This is a genomic window from Mesorhizobium sp. M7A.F.Ca.US.010.02.1.1, from assembly GCF_004023085.1.
Lineage (GTDB): Bacteria > Pseudomonadota > Alphaproteobacteria > Rhizobiales > Rhizobiaceae > Mesorhizobium.
The window spans coordinates 157,644-174,518 of sequence record NZ_RZRV01000011.1; the positions used below are offsets into that span (position 1 = coordinate 157,644).

Genomic DNA, 16,875 nt, shown 5'->3' on the forward strand with positions numbered 1-16,875 from the left:
GGTGTGTTGGCCCGACGGCTCTGGCGGCGCCCGCCGACATTTGCGAGACTGGCGACAACCGAAGGAATCGCCAATGACGAAAGCAACGCCCGCAAAACCCAGACCGTGGACCGAGATGGCGACACATCTGGTCGATGTCGCCATGGGGCGCAAACCCGCTGACCTGGTCGTCCGCAACGGCCGTTGGGTGAACGTCCATTCGGGCGAGATCATCGCCGGCACCGACATCGCCATTGCCGGCGGGCGCTTCGCTTATTGCGGGCCCAATGCCAGCCATGCCATCGGGCAGGGCACCACGGTGGTCGACGCCGGCGGGCGCTATCTGGTGCCCGGTCTCTGCGACGCGCACATGCATGTCGAAAGCGGCATGGTGACGGTGACCGAGTTCTGCCGTGCCGTCATTCCGCACGGCACCACCTCGATGTTCATCGACCCGCACGAGATCGCCAATGTTCTGGGTCTGCCCGGCGTGCGGCTGATGCATGACGAAGCGGTCGCCATGCCCATCAACGTGCATGTGCAGATGCCGTCCTGCGTGCCTTCGGCGCCGGGGCTGGAACATGCCGGCGCCGAGCTGACGGTCGCCGATGTCGAGGAGGCGATGACCTGGGAAAACATTATCGGCCTGGGCGAAGTGATGAATTTTCCCGGTGTCGCCGCCAATGATCCTGTCATGTCGGGCGAGATCGCGGCGACGGTTCATGCAGGCAAGACGGTCGGCGGCCACTATGCCTCGCGCGATCTCGGCCTGCCGTTCCATGGCTATGTCGCCGGCGGCCCCGAGGACGACCATGAGGGCACACGCGCCGAGGACGCCATTGCCCGGGTGCGCCAAGGCATGAAGGCGATGCTGCGGCTGGGCTCGGCCTGGTACGACGTCGCCTCGCAGATCAAGGCGGTGACGGAGAGCGGCATCGACCCGCGCAACTTCATCCTGTGCACCGACGACAGCCATTCCGGCACGCTGGTCCAGGAAGGCCATATGGACCGCGTGGTGCGCCACGCCATCCAACAGGGGTTGAAGCCGGTGACGGCGATTCAGATGGCGACGCTCAACACCGCCCAGCATTTCAAACTGGAGCGCGAGATCGGCTCGATCGCGCCGGGCCGGCTGGCCGACCTGCTGATCGTATCGGATCTCGCCGCAATGACCATCGACGAGGTCTATGCACGCGGCGTCAGGCTGGCCAAGGGCGGCAAGCTCGAAATCGATATTCCGGCCTATGATTACCCGAAGACGGCGAAGAACACCGTCAAGCTCGGCAAGAAGCTGAAGGGCGGCGACTTCGATATCGTTGCTCCCAAAGGCGCCAACGAGGTGCGGGTGCGTGTTATCGGCGTCATCGAGAACCAGGCGCCGACGCGCGCGCTGGAGGCCGATCTGGCGGTCGAGGACGGGCTGGTCGCCATGGACCGCCGCAACGACATCTGCCAGATCGCGCTGGTCGAGCGCCACCGGGGCACGGGCGGCGTCACCAACGCCTTCGTTTCCGGCTTCGGCTATATGGGCGACTGCGCCATGGCGTCCAGCGTCGCGCATGACGCCCATCACATCATCTGCGTCGGCACCAACAAGCAGGACATGGCGCTGGCGGTAAACCGCCTGGGCGAGGTCGGCGGCGGCGTCGTGCTGTTCTCCAAGGGCAAGGAATTGGCGCTGGTCGAAATGCCGATCGCCGGCCTGATGTCGGACGAGCGGGCCGAGATCGTCGCGGCCAAGGCGGAGAAGCTCACCGAGGCGATGCGCAAGATGGGCTGTTCGCTGAACAACGCCTACATGCAGCACTCGCTGCTGGCGCTGGTCGTCATTCCCGAACTCAGGATTTCCGATGTCGGCCTGATCGACGTGACGACGTTCCAGAAAGTCGATCTGTTTGTTTGAGATCAGCCGTCGGCGCTCGGCCGTTCACCCGCCGGTGGCGATGGTGAGCACCTTGAACGGCGTGGTGATGACGATCTCGGCGACCGAGCCGACGGCCTTTCCGAGGCCCTGGCCGAGATTGTTGAGCTGAGTCGGGACGGGCTCGTCCGAGGCAAGACCGGCAGGCGCCCGCAGCCGGTCGCCGAGCAGTTGCACCAGCATCGGGTTGTCGGCGAATTTGGCGTGGTTGAGGCGGTCACCGCCCTTGGCCTGGGAAAGGTCGACCACCGACACGCCATAGCTGGCGAGGTCGGCCGCATCGCCGTAATCGCCGACGCGCGGCTTATCGCCCGAGATCAGGGAGGACAGCTTGAGAGCCCGGTCATCCGCCGAGAGCAGGATGGCGAATGGCTTGTCGGGTTTGCCGTAACGGATCATCTGTTTCTTGAACACGTCGACATCGATGTCGGGCGAGGCCAGGATGACGTAGCCGAGTTTGTCGTCGAGATCTCGATCGCCGGTGATGGCAAGCTGGCGCAGAGCCTCCATGGTCACCCAGGTCCCCATCGAATGGGCGATGATGTCGATGCTCTTGACCTTGGTCTTGGCCAGCATCCTGAGCGTCGCCTCGAGGTCGTCGCGCGCTGCGTTGGCGCTTTCTTTGTCGTATATGTAACCCGTGGTCTTGCCGCTCGAAGCCCACGAGAACAGCACCGGCGTGCCGGGATATTTCGTGTCGTGGGCGATCTGCGTCAGCCGGTAGATGCCGTCGTCAAAACCGTTGTTGAAGCCGTGCACGAAAACCAGCGCACGGTCGCCGCGCATGGAAATGTCGGCGCCGACCGCCTTGGCGAATTGCGGCGCGCTTTCATAGAAGGTGACGTCCTTGGCGGTGAAATCCTTGGCCGGATTGCTGTTCGCGGATCCCTTGGCCCGCTCGATGGCGCCGACCTGATGGTTTTTCGGGACGGTGACGTCGACACGGGCAAAGCTGGTGGTCAGCGAGCGATCGCCATCGAACACCTGTCGCGGGTCTTTTGTTGCCCTCTGGCGTGTCGTGGCGACGAAGATCTCATGCGTGGCCGCGATGTCGGAAGCGGGCACCGTGACCGTCGTCTTGTTGAGCAGGTCGTGCGTTTTCCCGCCGGCGCAGCCGGTGACAGCGAGCGTCAATGCAACGACGAGATAACTCTTCGAACGCATGGTCATACGCCGGCTCCCGCAAAGGGGGACGTCAAACGCATGACGTCGCTGGCTATTCCGATAAGGCCGGAGACCGGCGCGGTCCAGTTCAAAGTGAATCGATACATCCGCAGTGGTGAACAGGCACGGCGAAAACCGCGGGACCGCATCTATTGTCCAAGCAGGCCGATACGATCGGTCACGTCACGGTCGCTGGCAAAGCCGTCATCCTCGCGCAGCCGCTGGCCGATCATCTTCACCAGCGTCGGATTGTCGGCGAACTTCGTATGGTTGAAGCTGTCCGATCCCTTGACCTTGGACAGGTCGACGACCGTCACGCCATAGGAGGCGAGATCGGCGGCATCCTTGTAGTCGCCGACGCGCGGCCGGGATCCGGCGATCAGGCCGGAGAGCCGCAGCGCGCGGTCGTCGTCCGACAACAGCAGGATGAACGGCTTGTCGGGCTTGCCATAGCGCCGCATCTGGCTCTTGAACACGTCGACATCGATGTCGGGCGAGGCCAGCACCACGTCGCCGAGCTTGCCGCCGAGATCGCGGTCGCCGGTGATGGCCATCTGCCGCAGCGTTTCCATGGTGACCCAGGTTCCGAGCGAATGCGCGACGATGTCGATGCGCCGCGCGCCGGACTGCTCCAGCATCCTGAGCGTCACCTCCAACTGGTCGCGGGCAGCGCTGGCGCTTTCCTTGTCATAGACGTAGTCGGTGGTCCTGGCGCCCGATGCCCAGGAAAACAGCACGGGCGTGCCGGGATAGCCGGAATCATGGACGATCTGGGTCAGGCGATAGACGGCGGCATCGAAGCCGGTGTTGTAGCCATGCACGAAGACCATGACGCGGCCGCCACGCGCCGCGATGTCGGCGTTGAGCACGCTGGAGAATTTCGGCTGCGTGTCGTAGCCGACGACCTCGGAAGCCATGAAATATTTGGCCGGGTCGTCCGACTTGCCGCGCGAGCGGCGCTCGATCTGGCCGGTCTTGTGAAGCCCCGGAACGGTGACGTTGACGCGGGCATAGTTCAGCGTCGCCGAGCGTTCGCCGTCGAAAACCTTGTTGGGATCGTCGGATTTCTTGCGCGTCGTGGCGATGAAGATCGAGTGGTTGCCGGCAATCTCCGTCACCGGCGCGGACACCATGGCGCTGCCCAGCAATTCCTGTGTTTGCTGGCCGGCGCAGCCGGAGACGAACAAGGCCAGGACAACGGTAAAAATCTTCTTCAAAGGCACGCCTGAATTTCCAACTCCGGCCGAAAGGCCTGTCTATCCTCACGATACCTCCCGGACAGGCAGAGTGCGGCAGAACTAAGTCATGTCCAGTCGAAATGTGATCGGCGCCCCGCTGCGGGCATCGCAGTGTTGCGCGAAAGCCAAAATGGCGGAAAACGCCTGCGTGATCCGCGCAATAAGCGCCGTCGCCGCCGGCCTTCCAATTCCCGCAGAGATAGCGATTTCAAGCCGCCCGGTGCGAGGGGGCATTAGAATGCACCCGCAAGTAGCTGAAAGTATTCCGCAAAATTTCCGCCCGGAAGGACGCACATGATGGACGATGGCGCCGCGTAGCCGGATATGCAATACGCGGGCTCGCGCCGCACCTTGTCCGGGCGCTCAACAACCGACGTGCGCGACCCGATCAATGATAGAGGTCCGCGGACAGCGTGCAGCGCAAGGCGGCTTTCCCAAGGGTGGTTTCCGATGAACAGTTTCTCTTCCCGTGTTGCTGCCGCTGCCGCCGCGATCCGCCAGATCTTCCGTGAAACGCCGCTGCAGGAAAACGATTATCTGTCGAAAAAGACCGGTGCGCGGGTGCTGTTGAAGCGCGAGGATCTGTCGCCGGTCCGCTCCTACAAGATCCGCGGCGCCTTCAATTTCTTCCGCAAGACACTGGCGGCCGGCAACGAGGCTGAACTGTTCGTCTGCGCGTCGGCCGGCAACCACGCGCAGGGTTTTGCTTTCGTCTGCCGCCATTTCGGCAGGCGAGGCGTTGTGTTCATGCCGGTGACGACGCCGCAGCAGAAGATCGACAAGACCAGGCTGTTCGGCGGCGATTTCATCGAGATCAGACTGGTCGGCGATTTCTTCGACGACTGCTATCGCGCTGCCTTGGAATTCACTGGCAGTTCCGGCGCCCATATGGTGCCACCCTTCGATCACAAGGACATCATCGAGGGCCAGGCAACCGTCGCCTACGAGATCGCAGACCAGATGCCGGGCGCCCGCATGCCTGACATCATCATGCTGCCGGTTGGCGGCGGTGGGCTTGCCGCCGGTGTCACCCATTATTTCGCCGATCAGGGCCGGGAAGCGCGCTTCGTCTTCTGCGAACCGGCCGGCGCGCCGAGCCTGCGCGAGAGCCTCGCGGCGGGAAAACGGCTCAAACTCGCCAAGGTCGACAATTTCGTCGATGGCGCCGCGGTGGCCGAGATCGGCCGCGAGCCGTTGCGTCATCTCAAGGATTTTCCAGCTGACACGGTGCGACTGATCCCGGAAAACCGGCTCTGCGCCACCATGATCGAGATGCTCAATGTCGAAGGCGTCGTGCTGGAGCCGGCCGGCGCGCTGGCGATCGATGCGCTCAAGGATTTCTCCAAGAAGGAGATCAGGGGCAAGACCATCGTCGCCGTGGTTTCGGGCGGCAATTTCGATTTCGAGCGGCTGCCGGACGTCAAGGAACGGGCGCTGCGCTTCGAGGGCCTGAAGAAATACTTCATCATCCGTTTTCCGCAACGGCCCGGCGCGCTGCGCGACTTCCTCGAACTGCTCGGGCCCGACGACGACATCGCCCGTTTCGAATATCTGAAGAAATCGGCGCGCAATTTCGGTTCGGTGCTGATCGGCATCGAAACCAGGGACCGCCGCAATTTCGATCTGCTCAAGGCGAAGTTCGAGGCCGAGGGCGTCCAGTATCAGGACATCACCGACAACGAGACACTGGCCGGGTTCATCATATGAGCGATCGGAGATCAAATGATTGAGCCGGGAAAAATCTTCGTCGCGCTGTTTTCCGGCATCAATGTCGGCGGCAATCGCATCGTCAAGATGGCGGAGCTGCGGTCGTTCTTCGAGGGGCTCGGCTTCTCCGATGTCGCCACCTATGTGCAGAGCGGCAATGCCGTGTTCCGGGCGAAAGAGGGCGAAGCGGTCACGTTGACGAAACAGATCGAAGCAGCCTTCGAGAAGAAATGGGGTTTTTATTCGCGCATCATGGTGCGTGATCTCTCGTGGTTCGAGCGGCTGGTGAGCGAAAATCCCTATCCGGAAATTGCCGCGGACCACACGAAGCTGCACGCCTATGTGCTGGAGCGCGAGCCGACAGCGGACGAGGTGGCGCGGCTGACCGAAAAGTATACCGGCCCCGAACGCTTCGAGATCAAGGGCGATGTGCTCTACCTCAGCGCACCGGACGGGCTGGGCAAATCGGTGTTTGCCGGGCTGATCCCGCGCACGCTGAAAGTGCCGGGAACCGCGCGCAATTGGCGCTCCGTGCAGGCGTTGCTGGAGATGGCCGCACACGCCGGTGAGAAGTAGGTCACTGCCTAGGCGGAGGTGGGTTTCCAGTCGAAGGTCAGCTCTTCGCGGAAAGCAAAGCGCTTGATGTGATCGGCGACAACGCTTTCCAGGCGCTCGATCGATCCTGCTTCGTCAGTCGACACCGTGATATGAAGCGTTGCCGCATCGGCATCCATGACGGTACGGCCCATTGAGAGATCGATGATGCCGTGGGTGAGATCGAACTCGACCGGGAATTTGTGCGCCCAGTGCTTGCACAGCTGCTGCAGGTAGCGGCTGGCATGTTCGGTGGCGACGTCGGCATGGCTGGTCGGCATGAATTCTCCTGGGCAAGCGCCTGTTGCGTGGCCGGGGCACCGGCCCAAGCCTGGCGCCTCAGCCAGAGAGATAGGCGCCGTCCCTGAAAAACCAAACAGTACCGGGCCGTCAGACTGCCATTGTCCGCTCAAGACAGCGTGATCGGCTACCAGCTTCCGGTGTTCGCCATCGAAGCCCATGGTTCGGCCTTGGCCTTGGCCGGGCCTTTCTGCAGAAGCTCGATCGAAATGCCGTCCGGCGATCTGACGAAGGCCATGTTGCCGTCGCGCGGCGGCCGGTTGATGATGACGCCATTGTCCATCAGGTGCTGGCAGGTGGCGTAGATGTCGTCGACCTCATAGGCGAGGTGACCGAAATTGCGCCCGCCCTTGTAGTCTTCCGGGTCCCAATTGTAGGTCAGTTCGACCAGCGGCGCCTTGTCGGCGATGGCGCTTTGTTCGTCTTCGGAGGCCGCGAGGAAGATCAGCGTGAAGCGGCCTTGCTCGTTTTCGTAGCGGCGCACTTCCTTGAGGCCGAGCTTGTTGCAGTAGAAGTCGAGCGAGGCATCGACGTCGGTGACGCGGATCATGGTGTGCAGATAGCGCATGTGATTTCCTTGATAAATTGCGTTGCGGCGCAACATAGGGTCGGCCCTGTCAAAGGGCAATCGTGCGGCGGTGCGCAATGCCGGCAAAGAACAAATCCGGTATTGCCCAAATGAACCGTGAAAAAAGGCACGGCAGGTCTTGCACAGACCGGAAGCCGCAGTGTTAATCTGTTGGCAAGAATCAGTTGCGGTGTTCTTGAAAAGAGGGGGCATTCTTATGGGGGAAAAGGCCTCTTTCATGGGGCGGGACGGACCCCTTGGCGACGCCCCGCAGCGTGACGAAGGCGGCGACGCCGCCGACCTGCGAGAAATTGCCGGCGCCATCAAGTGGTTCGATGTGGCCAAGGGCTATGGTTTCATCCTCCCGGATGACGGCATTTCGGGCGACATCCTCCTCCATGTGACATGTCTTCGAAAGGACGGCTTTCAGACGGCCCTGGAGGGCGCGCGCGTGGTCTGCCTTGTCAAACATGGCGACCGCGGATTGCAGGCCTTCCGGGTGCTCTCCATGGACCTCACCACCGCGGTCCACCCGGCCGAGATGCAGGAGCAGCGCACCCATGTCGCGGTGACGCCGGAGAGCGGTCTCGAACGCGCCTTGGTGAAATGGTTCAACCGCACCAAGGGGTTTGGTTTTCTCACCCGCGGCGAGGGCACCGAGGACATCTTCGTCCATATGGAGACCTTGCGCCGTTACGGTATCACCGAGCTTCGGCCCGGACAGGTCGTGCTGGTTCGTTTCGGGCGCGGCGACAAAGGCCTTATGGCCGCCGAAATTCACCCCGATATGGGGACCTTGCCGGTCTCGCACTAGGGCGTTTCCGGCCGAGGATTTCGAATGGCTTACAGGAACTGGCTGACCGCGGGCGCGATGTGCGCGATTGCCTTCATCGCCGCCGCCGGTGGTTACTTCTATTCCGAAAAGCCGACCTCGGCGGACAGCCGGGCGATGATCCTTCCGGCCGATCCGGCGCCATTGGTCGTGGTGACGAAAGGCGGTGATCGCTCTTTTTCCATCGAAGTCGCCGACACCGCTGCGGAGCGCGAGGCCGGCTTGATGTACCGCCAGGACATGGCGGACAACCACGGCATGCTGTTCGTCTTCGAGGTCCAGCAGCAGGTTGGCTTCTGGATGCACAACACGCCAATGCCGCTTGATCTGATTTTCGTCGGCCAGGATGGCAAGATCCGGGCGGTCAAGCACGGCGAGCCGCAATCGGACGCCGTCATCTCGCCCGGCGTGCCGGTGCGCTTCGTGCTCGAGCTCAAGGCCGGCACTGCCGCCAGGAACGGCATCGAGTATGACGACCTTTTGCGCCACCCGGCCGTGGGCACGGTATCCGGCCCCGGCATGCCACCAGCCGACAATGGCGATGCGCCGAATGGCGGTGGCGGTTGAGCACACAGGCGGGATCGCAGATGCAGTTTTTCACCCATGACGGCTTCGAGCTTGCCTTCCTCGACCGCCAGCCGGCATCGGGCGAAGGCGATCCGGTGCTCATGATCCATGGCTTCGCTTCGAGCCATTATGTCAACTGGGTGTCGCCCGGCTGGTTCAAGACGCTGAACGATGCCGGTTACCGCGCCATCGCCTTCGACAATCGCGGCCACGGCGCGTCGTCCAAGAGCTATGACGAAGCCGACTATACGCCGGTCAAGATGGCCTCCGATGCCGCTGCCTTGCTCGGCCATCTCGGCATCGGGCGCGCTCATGTCATGGGTTATTCGATGGGCGCCCGCATCGCGGCGTTCATGGCGCTGTCCGATCCGGACAAGGTGGCGACGCTGGTCTTCGGCGGTCTCGGCATCGGCATGGTCGACGGTGTCGGCGATTGGGATCCGATCGCCGCCGCCCTGCTTGCCGATGATCCGGCCGCCACCAGCCATCCGCGCGGCCGGTCGTTTCGCGCCTTCGCCGACCAGACCCGCAGCGATCGCCGTGCCTTGGCCGCTTGCATCGCCAAATCGCGCGAATTGCTGAGCGAGCAGGATATCGCGCGCATCGCCCAGCCGACGCTTGTCGCCGTCGGAACCACCGACGACATTGGCGGCTCGCCCGACGAGCTTGCAGCGTTGATGCCGAACGCCAGCGCCTTTCACATCGAGGGCCGGGATCATATGCTGGCCGTCGGGGACAAGACCTTCAAGCAGCGCGTGCTGGAGTTCTATGCCGAGAATCCGCTCTGAGCGGACGGCGAGGGACGCGGGACGTGACTGCCCTCAGCCTGTGGTGAGAGCCGCCAGCGACCGCGCCATGTTTTCCCGGGCCTGCCGTTCAAAGCGTTGCCGGAATTCCTCGGTGTGGAAAATGTGTGGGCGGGCGAGGAAATTCTTCAGCACCGCACTGCGTCCGGCTCGCCACATCGGCTCCTCCACCCAGTGATACTCGCGCCGCACGGCGCGCTCATAGGCGTCGAAGGCGTCCGGCGCGGCTCCCAGGATCGACAGGTCCATATCCAGAAACAGACTTGCGTCCCGTATGGCCGCCGCGTCGTCGAACGGCGGCACCTGATGCGTGGCGGTGGCGACGATCATTGCCGAGATGCGGTCGAGACGTGAAGAATCCGCGCGGCCCGCCAGCTCTTTCTCGGCAAGGGCCGCACTTTGCGCCTCATTGTCCTTGGCCTTGCTGTCGTAGATGGCATCGTGGAACCAGATCGCCGCTTCGATCGCCTCGGGGTCGCCGAGCAACCTTCGATAGTCGCCAGCGAGCGCCAGCATTGCTTCGATATGGGAAAGGTTGTGATAGTGGCGGCCTGGCGCCCGATAGAGAGCCGAAAGCTCGCTTTTCAGCGCGTCGTCGATCAAGGGTTCGTTTTCCATGGCTGCTTGAATTCCCGCGAACCAAATCCATTTGACAAAGCACTAAGGAAAATTGAGTTCAATCGTGCTATGATCTGGCTTATATGTGCGGCCAGGCAACAGGCAAGCACTACAGGCAAGCCAGGCAGGACGCAGGACCAGACGGCGATGAACAGCATCAGCATTTCCCGACACAGCGCATTGAAGCCGGTCGATCCGATCTGGCGTTCGATCCGCGACGAGGCCATGGAGGCTGTCAACCGCGACCCGCTGCTCGCTGCATTCCTCTATTCGACCATCCTCAACCAGGACAGCCTGGAGGAGGCGGTCATTCATCGGCTGGCCGAGCGGCTGGCGCACCAGGACATCGGCTCCGATCTCATCCGCCAGACCTTCAAGTCCATGCTGGCCGACGACAAGGAGTGGCCGACGACGGTGCGTGTCGACATCCAGGCCTATTACGATCGCGATCCGGCTTGCGACCGCTTCATCATGCCTGTGCTCTATTTCAAGGGTTTCCACGCCATCCAGACCCACCGGCTGGCGCATTGGCTGTGGAACCAGGGACGCAAGGATTTCGCGCTCTATCTGCAGAGCCGCTCGTCCTCGGTCTTCCAGACCGACATCAACCCCGCCGCCCGCATCGGCAAGGGCATCTTCATCGACCACGCCACCGGCCTGGTGGTCGGTGAGACCGCGGTCATCGAGGACGACGTGTCGATCCTGCATGGCGTGACATTGGGCGGTACCGGCAAGGCCGGCGGCGACCGTCACCCCAAGATCCGCTATGGCGTGCTGATCGGCGCCGGCGCCAAGATCCTCGGTAACATCGAAATCGGCCATTGCTCGAAGATCGCGGCAGGCTCGGTGGTGCTGTCGCCGGTGCCGCACAACAAGACGGTTGCCGGCGTGCCGGCCCGCGTCGTCGGCGAGACCGGCTGCGATCAGCCGTCGCGCCAGATGGACCAGCTTCTGCCGTCGCAGACGATGGATCAGGTCGTCAGCTTCGACATCTGATTTTCACAGGGCCCACCGTCTGCTGCGGGATTCCGGCCGCGGGCATGAGCGGGTGGTTGTCTCGCCTTATCAGGCCGCTTGCCTTTACATCGCCATTGTCGACGTGCCAGAAGCGCGTTCGAACGAGCAAGCCCGATGATCGGAGAAGACTGTTGAAGCCGGACGAAATCAGAAAGCTGGACGCCTATTTCAAGCGCGTCTTCCAAAACCCCAAGCTCGAGGTCAAGGCGCGGCCGCGCAAGGACGATTCGGCCGAGGTCTATGTCGGCGACGAATTCCTCGGCATCGTCTTCAAGGACGAGGACGACGGCGACTACAATTTTTCGATGGCAATTCTCGACATCGATCTGGCCTGAGCAGCAAATCTTGCGGTCGGTCGGCTCATGCGGCCGGCCAGCCGGTTCCCTCGAAGCGTTCTTAGCCTCCCGCCTTCAGAACGCGCCCGGCTTCAGTGGCGATTGCCGCGTCGAGCGCCTGCCAATCGCCCAAAAACTCCCTTGGGAAGCGATAGGTGAGGCTGAGTTCGTCGCCGACCTGAATGTCGCGCTCGCAAGGCGCCAGCGATTGCTCGGCACTCGGCCCGCTCAGGCAACGGGCCACGAACGGCTCCTTGCCGGGGCGATTGCCGACAACCAGCACCTCGTTCAGATAGCCTGATTTCTCGTTGAAACCATAAATCATCGTGCCGCCAGGCCCGGCAATGCCGGGTCGGGTGATCAACGCGCTGTAGATCGGCGTGAAGCGGCCACTCATGTCACGCGACATCATCTGCTGTTCGAAGGACAGAAAGACGACGTTCTTGACTGTGCCCGTGTGGTTGAAATCGTTGCGCGCCGGCTCGCTGTAGCCGTCCATCTGGGGATAGCGCAGATAGAGGTCGAGCCGCGAGGCGATGCCGTCGCGCCGGGCTTGGGCGAAACGGATGGCGTTGGCCGGGACCGTGATGACATTGTTGCCGATCACCACCTGGTGCACCGTTGCGTCGTCGGTGTATCCGGCCATGGCGATCGAGTGGCCGAACCATTTGCCGGCAAGGCTGATCGCCACCGACAACAGGGCGAGCGCCGCGAACCCGTAGAGCACCCGCTTCATCAGCGTGGAATCGACCACGGTAAGTTCGTTGGCGAGCGCTGCCTGCTTCATCTCAGTCCTCGAATCTCGGGCGGCCCGTCCGCCTCCAGTGTCCCTGGGCGGCACACATCGCACGGCACGGCTTTTGCAGCCTGCATGGAACGACTGTGCAATTTCATGGTAAATGGAAAGTTAAGATGGGACCGCTGGAACTCACACTCTTTGCTTTTGCCGTCGGGTTGACGGCCTGTGGGCTGGCCGGATCGGCTATGGAACTGGCGTCGGGCCGCAAGGTCGCCTTCACCGAACCCTATGTGTCGCCGTCACATGTCTTGCGCTCGCTGCTCGCCACGGCCTGTGCCGGACCCTTCATGCTGGTCAACGATGCCATCGATGCCCGGCGTCAGCGCCGCATTTCAACGTTGGCGCTGATGTCCTGCGGCTGCACGGCAATTGCGTGGACCTTCGCGCTGGGCGTCGTCGTGCTTGCCATTGCCTCATGGACGGTCCGTCTCCTAGGGTCCGAACTGCCAGGCTGAGACGATTCGGAGACCAGAAATGCCGCTTTATGCGATCGACGGAACAGAGCCCAGCTTCGCCGATGCGGACTCGAACTGGATCGCGCCCGATGCGACGCTGATCGGCGACGTCAGGGTCGGACGCAATGCCGGCTTCTGGTTCGGCGCCGTCATCCGCGGCGACAATGAGCCCATCGTCATCGGCGCCGACACCAATGTGCAGGAACATACCGTCATGCACACCGATCCCGGCTTCCCGCTGACGATCGGGGAAGGCTGCACGATCGGCCACCGCGCCTTGCTGCATGGCTGCACGATCGGCGACAACAGCCTGATCGGCATGGGCGCCATCGTGCTGAACGGCGCGAAAATCGGCAGAAATTCTCTGGTCGGCGCCGGCGCGCTGGTCACCGAAGGCAAGGAATTCCCGGACAATTCGCTGATCGTCGGTTCACCTGCCAAGGCGATCAGGGTGCTGGACGACGCGGCCGTGGCCAGGTTGCGCGGCTCGGCGGCGCATTATGTCGCCAACGGCAAGCGCTTCAAGGTTGGGTTGAAGAAGGTCTGAGGCCGGTTTGGCCACCTGTCGGCGAGGGTTCGTCGCGCCCCAACTCACTGTTCGTTGGAGCTGCGCCCGGCCATCGCATCGCGCAGCAATGAAGCACCGGCTTCAAAGCCGGCAATCTCGGCCTCTTCCACGGCCGTCCTGTAGTTATCGATGCGGGTTTCGAGTGCCGGGTCGGCGCCCGCCACCAAAAGCAGGCGGATCGCATCGGCACTGCGGATTGCCACCGAATAGTGAAGCGGCGTCCAATCGTTCACACCCCGCATGTTCGGGTCGGCGCCGCCGTCGATCAATACCCGCACGATGTCCAGCCTGTCGGCCCGGTCGGTGGACAGCGCCGCAATGACGGAAGGAAACCCGCCGTGATCCTGATAGTTCGGATCCGAGCCAACATCCAGCAAGGTCGAGATGAAACCGACGGGGCTCCAATAGATCGCATATTCCAGCGGATGCCCGAGGCCGAGTTCAAACGGCATGCGCTCATCGAACCAGCGGGGCGAGCCGCCCAGGGCTACGCCGAGGCCTTCGAAATCGCCGGCCTTGAAGGCATCGTCGATCGCCTTGAACAGACGATGACGTTCGCACCGATCTTCGGGGATTTCCAACATCGCCGTGATCCAGAAGGCGAAACTGACGGCCTATAGTGCCTCGATCTGCTGCCGGCGGAAAGGTGGTCGCGACGTTCTGATGCGCTCGTTGGGATATGTGGTCCCCTGGCCACCGCTACGCGGCTTTGTTTTTTGCTTTCTTCCCTGCCGTAGGCTTGGTCCGTATTCGCATGCCTCCACCCTTAGGGGTTTCGATTTCAAATGCATCCGTACTCCTCACCAGATCGCTCAGTTTGCTGAAGCCGTAGGTGCGAGGGTCAAAATCTGAAAACAGGTTTGACAGCTGCTTTCCAAATGTGCCGAGCAATACCCAACCATCCTCACTGTCCATCTGACCAATGACTTTCTTGAGTATGGGCATCGCAGCGCTGGACGATTGAAGCGGCTTGGCTGCAGGCGCGGTATCTTGAATATTGGCCACGCCACGTAGAAGATTTTCGGTGTAGATGAAACGGCGGCATGCCTGCCGAAAACTCTCCGGTGTCTTCTGCTCGCCGAACCCGAATACATCGACACCCTGTTCGCGAATGCGGGCGGCAAGCCGGGTGAAGTCGCTGTCGGAAGAAACCAGACAGAAACCGTCGAAACGACCGCTATGGAGCAGGTCCATAGCATCGATCACTAGCGTGATATCTGAGGCGTTCTTCCCGGTGGTATAGGCGAACTGCTGCTGCGGAATGATCGCATGCTTTGACAAGACGTCAGTCCATCCCTTCGACCGGACGTTTGAAAAGTCACCGTAGATGCGGCGGACGCTGGCTTCACCAATCTTCGCGATCTCCGCGAACAGGCCGTCGGCAATCTTGGCGGAAGCGTTGTCGGCGTCGATAAGAACCGCAAGGCGAGGTGATCGGGGCTCGGGAGGCATGCGACACTTCCTGCGGCTGGCGCCCTCTCAAGATTCGAACTCTAGCCGGCGAAACCATTGCCAAACCACGGTTCGCGCTACTTGCTGTTGTAGCAGAGGTGGGCTGCAAACAGGAATCTAAGGAATAGAAATCGTGACATTGTCAAGATTTCAATGGACCGCCAGAAATGGCGGAGCCGGCCCGGGGACGGGGCCGGCTCCTTTCACCCGGTCGTTGGGGACGGGGAGGGTGGGGACTCGACCGGGTTTCTCCTTAAGCGGTCGCATTCATGCGGCGCGCTTGATCTCTGTTTTAGCGGACGCTGGCGACCGCGTCGGAGCGGCCGTCGTTGATCGTTACCCAAACACCGGAATTCTGGTCAGACTGGCGCTTGAGATAGGTGTAGTCGGTGTCCGTCCAGGACAGGACCTTGGTCTCGAGATTGTCGAGGATGAATTCTCCGAGGCTGGTGCGCACGGTCAGCACTGCGTGGCCGTCGCCATTCGGCTGGCGCGCCACCGTCATCAGCAAATTGCCGGCCGGCATGCCCGCATCCATCAACTCGCGGCGCTTTTCCAGCGCGTAATCCTCGCAATCGCCATAGCCATTGGCCGGATAGGCCCAATATTCCTCGACACCGTAGTTTTCCATGTCGGTGCGCGGCTTGATGCGGGTGTTGACCGAATTGTTGATGTTGACGATCGTCGCCCACAATTTGCGGGTCAGTTCGACCGGCGCACCCTTCGGGGTCCTTTCGCTGCATTCGCCAGGACTGCGCTGGCAGAACTCATAATGGCCAACAGGCTGGGTGGTGCGTCCGCCGGTGTGCATATAGGCCGGTCCCGCGGCATATGCTGATCCCCAAGCGGAAAACTGCATCGCCATTGCCGCCAGCAACAGCTTGCCCCTCGTTTTCTTCATTGTTGTAGTCTCCCCGTTCGAAGGAGACATTGCCACATGTGGATTTATTTGACGCAAAAGCGCGAAGTAGATATTGAGTAAAACTCCAGTAGAATAAAAATAAAATTTGAATCATTTGAGTATTAATTCGTTTGGATCTTGAGGCGCGAATCTCGGCGCGCGGAGGGCTCCAAGCCCCGCCTAAAGTGGCCTAAGCATGCCGGTCATGGCGTCGAAAACAAAAAACCGGCCACAAGGGCCGGTTTCCTGGAGTGTCGCTGTCGGGCCTGCTCAGGTGCGTGGCGTGTTGAATTCGGAATCGAGCGTTTCGGGGCGCTGGATCACAGCGAATTCGATGGCGACGCCGTCCTCGAAATGACGCACGACCTGCCCGCGCATGGTGCCAAGCATAACCTGGATGCCGATCGCCGGCTTGACGTCGATCTCGACCGCGGCGCCGGAGAGCGAAAGGTCGATGATACGGCACTGGTACTGGCGACCGTCGGTGAGCTGCAGCACGCTGGTCGGATTGCGCGGCGCGACGCGCTCGTGGCGGCGATCTTCCGGCAGGTCGAGTTCATGCTTGTTGGCGAGCCAGGTCAATTGCGCGGCCAGCTTGTCCTTCTTGCGATCCGACGCGATGACGGTCATCGCGAAACCGTCCTGCAAGGTGCGCGTGACGACACCTTCGATGCGGCCGATATGATCGATGTAGGCAATGATTTTTTCGCCGGGCATGCCGATGCGGTCGGTGCGAAACGCGACGTTGCCCGGTGACATGTCGACGACCTGGCAGGGGTGTTCGGTGCGGTCTTCCAGCATGAAGCGTCCGTAGATTTTGACCCGGACGCGCTGAAAGTTACGCCTTTCAGCTTGGGACGGCGCATAGTCGACCGCCGCTGACCTCATGACTGCCTACACCCCGTTTGGCATCCCGCGCGCCGATGCGAGGAACTTCATCAGAGAAGTACAACAAAGCGGGTTAACAAAGGGAAAAAGCGGGCGCTCCAAGGTTTCCTTTTTGCAGGCCGTGGTGCCAAAACAGCCGCGCAGTTTTGGGCGACGTGCATCAGGC

Annotated in this window: 20 protein-coding genes; 10 read left to right on the plus strand and 10 right to left on the minus strand. The window is 61.9% G+C overall.

Annotated features, from left to right (window positions below; translation table 11 throughout):
• The first annotated feature begins 73 nt into the window (after window positions 1-73).
• A complete protein-coding gene (gene ade / locus EOA19_RS14845) occupies window positions 74-1,882 on the plus strand; it encodes an adenine deaminase (protein ID WP_128304025.1) in 1,809 nt (602 codons plus the stop codon).
• Between the two features lie 24 nt (window positions 1,883-1,906).
• On the opposite strand, the gene EOA19_RS14850 is transcribed toward ade, so the two are convergent.
• Complete coding sequence (locus EOA19_RS14850) at window positions 1,907-3,070, minus strand: alpha/beta hydrolase (RefSeq protein WP_128304026.1); 1,164 nt, start codon at window positions 3,068-3,070, stop codon at window positions 1,907-1,909.
• 143 nt (window positions 3,071-3,213) lie between these two features.
• Complete coding sequence (locus tag EOA19_RS14855; protein ID WP_128304027.1) at window positions 3,214-4,287, minus strand: alpha/beta hydrolase; 1,074 nt, start codon at window positions 4,285-4,287, stop codon at window positions 3,214-3,216.
• 465 nt (window positions 4,288-4,752) lie between these two features.
• Between EOA19_RS14855 and ilvA the strand changes: the two genes are divergently transcribed.
• On the plus strand, window positions 4,753-6,009 hold the full coding sequence (gene ilvA / locus EOA19_RS14860; protein WP_128304028.1) for a threonine ammonia-lyase IlvA: 1,257 nt from the start codon (window positions 4,753-4,755) through the stop codon (window positions 6,007-6,009).
• Between the two features lie 15 nt (window positions 6,010-6,024).
• A complete protein-coding gene (locus EOA19_RS14865; protein WP_128304029.1) occupies window positions 6,025-6,585 on the plus strand; it encodes a DUF1697 domain-containing protein in 561 nt (186 codons plus the stop codon).
• A gap of 8 nt (window positions 6,586-6,593) precedes the next feature.
• On the opposite strand, the gene EOA19_RS14870 is transcribed toward EOA19_RS14865, so the two are convergent.
• Both EOA19_RS14870 and gloA read right to left on the minus strand, forming a co-directional pair.
• Window positions 6,594-6,884, minus strand: coding sequence for a DUF2218 domain-containing protein (locus tag EOA19_RS14870; RefSeq protein WP_023812160.1), 291 nt, complete (start codon window positions 6,882-6,884; stop codon window positions 6,594-6,596).
• A 146-nt stretch (window positions 6,885-7,030) separates the two neighbouring features.
• Window positions 7,031-7,471, minus strand: coding sequence for a lactoylglutathione lyase (gloA, locus tag EOA19_RS14875; protein ID WP_127291474.1), 441 nt, complete (start codon window positions 7,469-7,471; stop codon window positions 7,031-7,033).
• Window positions 7,472-7,709: 238 nt separating this feature from the next.
• On the opposite strand from gloA, the gene EOA19_RS14880 reads away from it, so the two are divergent.
• Genes EOA19_RS14880 through EOA19_RS14890 form a run of 3 tightly spaced genes read left to right on the plus strand, consistent with a single transcriptional unit; the run spans window position 7,710 to window position 9,658 of the window.
• Window positions 7,710-8,285 (plus strand): cold-shock protein, encoded by a 576-nt coding sequence (locus EOA19_RS14880; protein ID WP_348629753.1) that lies wholly within the window; start codon window positions 7,710-7,712, stop codon window positions 8,283-8,285.
• A 24-nt stretch (window positions 8,286-8,309) separates the two neighbouring features.
• On the plus strand, window positions 8,310-8,870 hold the full coding sequence (locus EOA19_RS14885; protein ID WP_128304030.1) for a DUF192 domain-containing protein: 561 nt from the start codon (window positions 8,310-8,312) through the stop codon (window positions 8,868-8,870).
• Between the two features lie 20 nt (window positions 8,871-8,890).
• Window positions 8,891-9,658 carry an alpha/beta hydrolase gene (locus EOA19_RS14890; protein WP_164892932.1) on the plus strand — a complete coding sequence of 256 codons (768 nt, stop codon included), beginning with the start codon at window positions 8,891-8,893 and terminating at the stop codon, window positions 9,656-9,658.
• Between the two features lie 33 nt (window positions 9,659-9,691).
• On the opposite strand, the gene EOA19_RS14895 is transcribed toward EOA19_RS14890, so the two are convergent.
• The gene (locus tag EOA19_RS14895) at window positions 9,692-10,294 is read right to left on the minus strand and encodes a hypothetical protein (protein WP_128304032.1); all 603 of its coding nucleotides are present in this window, start codon (window positions 10,292-10,294) and stop codon (window positions 9,692-9,694) included.
• Window positions 10,295-10,441: 147 nt separating this feature from the next.
• Between EOA19_RS14895 and cysE the strand changes: the two genes are divergently transcribed.
• Both cysE and EOA19_RS14905 read left to right on the plus strand, forming a co-directional pair.
• Window positions 10,442-11,290, plus strand: coding sequence for a serine O-acetyltransferase (gene cysE, locus EOA19_RS14900; protein WP_013531333.1), 849 nt, complete (start codon window positions 10,442-10,444; stop codon window positions 11,288-11,290).
• Between the two features lie 152 nt (window positions 11,291-11,442).
• A complete protein-coding gene (locus EOA19_RS14905; protein ID WP_013531334.1) occupies window positions 11,443-11,646 on the plus strand; it encodes a DUF3126 family protein in 204 nt (67 codons plus the stop codon).
• Between the two features lie 61 nt (window positions 11,647-11,707).
• On the opposite strand, the gene EOA19_RS14910 is transcribed toward EOA19_RS14905, so the two are convergent.
• Entirely contained in the window at window positions 11,708-12,433 is a 726-nt protein-coding gene (locus EOA19_RS14910) for a hypothetical protein (protein ID WP_023812155.1), read from the minus strand.
• Window positions 12,434-12,558: 125 nt separating this feature from the next.
• Here EOA19_RS14910 and EOA19_RS14915 point away from each other — a divergent pair, with 125 nt between their 5' ends.
• Entirely contained in the window at window positions 12,559-12,900 is a 342-nt protein-coding gene (locus EOA19_RS14915) for a hypothetical protein (RefSeq protein ID WP_128304033.1), read from the plus strand.
• 19 nt (window positions 12,901-12,919) lie between these two features.
• Entirely contained in the window at window positions 12,920-13,447 is a 528-nt protein-coding gene (locus EOA19_RS14920; RefSeq protein ID WP_023812153.1) for a gamma carbonic anhydrase family protein, read from the plus strand.
• Between the two features lie 44 nt (window positions 13,448-13,491).
• Here the strand turns inward: EOA19_RS14920 and EOA19_RS14925 are convergent, their stop codons facing one another.
• From EOA19_RS14925 to EOA19_RS14940, 4 genes are all read right to left on the minus strand, one after another.
• The gene (locus EOA19_RS14925; RefSeq protein WP_023812152.1) at window positions 13,492-14,052 is read right to left on the minus strand and encodes an ankyrin repeat domain-containing protein; all 561 of its coding nucleotides are present in this window, start codon (window positions 14,050-14,052) and stop codon (window positions 13,492-13,494) included.
• 115 nt (window positions 14,053-14,167) lie between these two features.
• A complete protein-coding gene (locus tag EOA19_RS14930) occupies window positions 14,168-14,920 on the minus strand; it encodes an NYN domain-containing protein (protein ID WP_023812151.1) in 753 nt (250 codons plus the stop codon).
• A 292-nt stretch (window positions 14,921-15,212) separates the two neighbouring features.
• Window positions 15,213-15,821, minus strand: coding sequence for a transglutaminase-like cysteine peptidase (locus tag EOA19_RS14935; RefSeq protein WP_023812150.1), 609 nt, complete (start codon window positions 15,819-15,821; stop codon window positions 15,213-15,215).
• Window positions 15,822-16,091: 270 nt separating this feature from the next.
• Window positions 16,092-16,709, minus strand: a complete 618-nt coding sequence (locus EOA19_RS14940) for a PilZ domain-containing protein (protein ID WP_023812149.1) — start codon at window positions 16,707-16,709, stop codon at window positions 16,092-16,094.
• Window positions 16,710-16,875 lie beyond the last annotated feature (166 nt).

Excerpts from the sequence above, each read along its gene's own strand:
- ade (WP_128304025.1), top strand. The coding sequence starts at position 74 with ATGACGAAAGCAACGCCCGCAAAACCCAGACCGTGGACCGAGATGGCG.
- EOA19_RS14850 (WP_128304026.1), bottom strand. The coding sequence starts at position 3,070 with ATGACCATGCGTTCGAAGAGTTATCTCGTCGTTGCATTGACGCTCGCT.
- ilvA (WP_128304028.1), top strand. The coding sequence starts at position 4,753 with ATGAACAGTTTCTCTTCCCGTGTTGCTGCCGCTGCCGCCGCGATCCGC.
- EOA19_RS14865 (WP_128304029.1), top strand. The coding sequence starts at position 6,025 with ATGATTGAGCCGGGAAAAATCTTCGTCGCGCTGTTTTCCGGCATCAAT.
- EOA19_RS14870 (WP_023812160.1), bottom strand. The coding sequence starts at position 6,884 with ATGCCGACCAGCCATGCCGACGTCGCCACCGAACATGCCAGCCGCTAC.
- gloA (WP_127291474.1), bottom strand. The coding sequence starts at position 7,471 with ATGCGCTATCTGCACACCATGATCCGCGTCACCGACGTCGATGCCTCG.
- EOA19_RS14880 (WP_348629753.1), top strand. The coding sequence starts at position 7,710 with ATGGGGCGGGACGGACCCCTTGGCGACGCCCCGCAGCGTGACGAAGGC.
- EOA19_RS14885 (WP_128304030.1), top strand. The coding sequence starts at position 8,310 with ATGGCTTACAGGAACTGGCTGACCGCGGGCGCGATGTGCGCGATTGCC.
- EOA19_RS14890 (WP_164892932.1), top strand. The coding sequence starts at position 8,891 with ATGCAGTTTTTCACCCATGACGGCTTCGAGCTTGCCTTCCTCGACCGC.
- EOA19_RS14895 (WP_128304032.1), bottom strand. The coding sequence starts at position 10,294 with ATGGAAAACGAACCCTTGATCGACGACGCGCTGAAAAGCGAGCTTTCG.
- cysE (WP_013531333.1), top strand. The coding sequence starts at position 10,442 with ATGAACAGCATCAGCATTTCCCGACACAGCGCATTGAAGCCGGTCGAT.
- EOA19_RS14910 (WP_023812155.1), bottom strand. The coding sequence starts at position 12,433 with ATGAAGCAGGCAGCGCTCGCCAACGAACTTACCGTGGTCGATTCCACG.
- EOA19_RS14915 (WP_128304033.1), top strand. The coding sequence starts at position 12,559 with ATGGGACCGCTGGAACTCACACTCTTTGCTTTTGCCGTCGGGTTGACG.
- EOA19_RS14920 (WP_023812153.1), top strand. The coding sequence starts at position 12,920 with ATGCCGCTTTATGCGATCGACGGAACAGAGCCCAGCTTCGCCGATGCG.
- EOA19_RS14925 (WP_023812152.1), bottom strand. The coding sequence starts at position 14,052 with ATGTTGGAAATCCCCGAAGATCGGTGCGAACGTCATCGTCTGTTCAAG.
- EOA19_RS14930 (WP_023812151.1), bottom strand. The coding sequence starts at position 14,920 with ATGCCTCCCGAGCCCCGATCACCTCGCCTTGCGGTTCTTATCGACGCC.
- EOA19_RS14935 (WP_023812150.1), bottom strand. The coding sequence starts at position 15,821 with ATGAAGAAAACGAGGGGCAAGCTGTTGCTGGCGGCAATGGCGATGCAG.
- EOA19_RS14940 (WP_023812149.1), bottom strand. The coding sequence starts at position 16,709 with ATGAGGTCAGCGGCGGTCGACTATGCGCCGTCCCAAGCTGAAAGGCGT.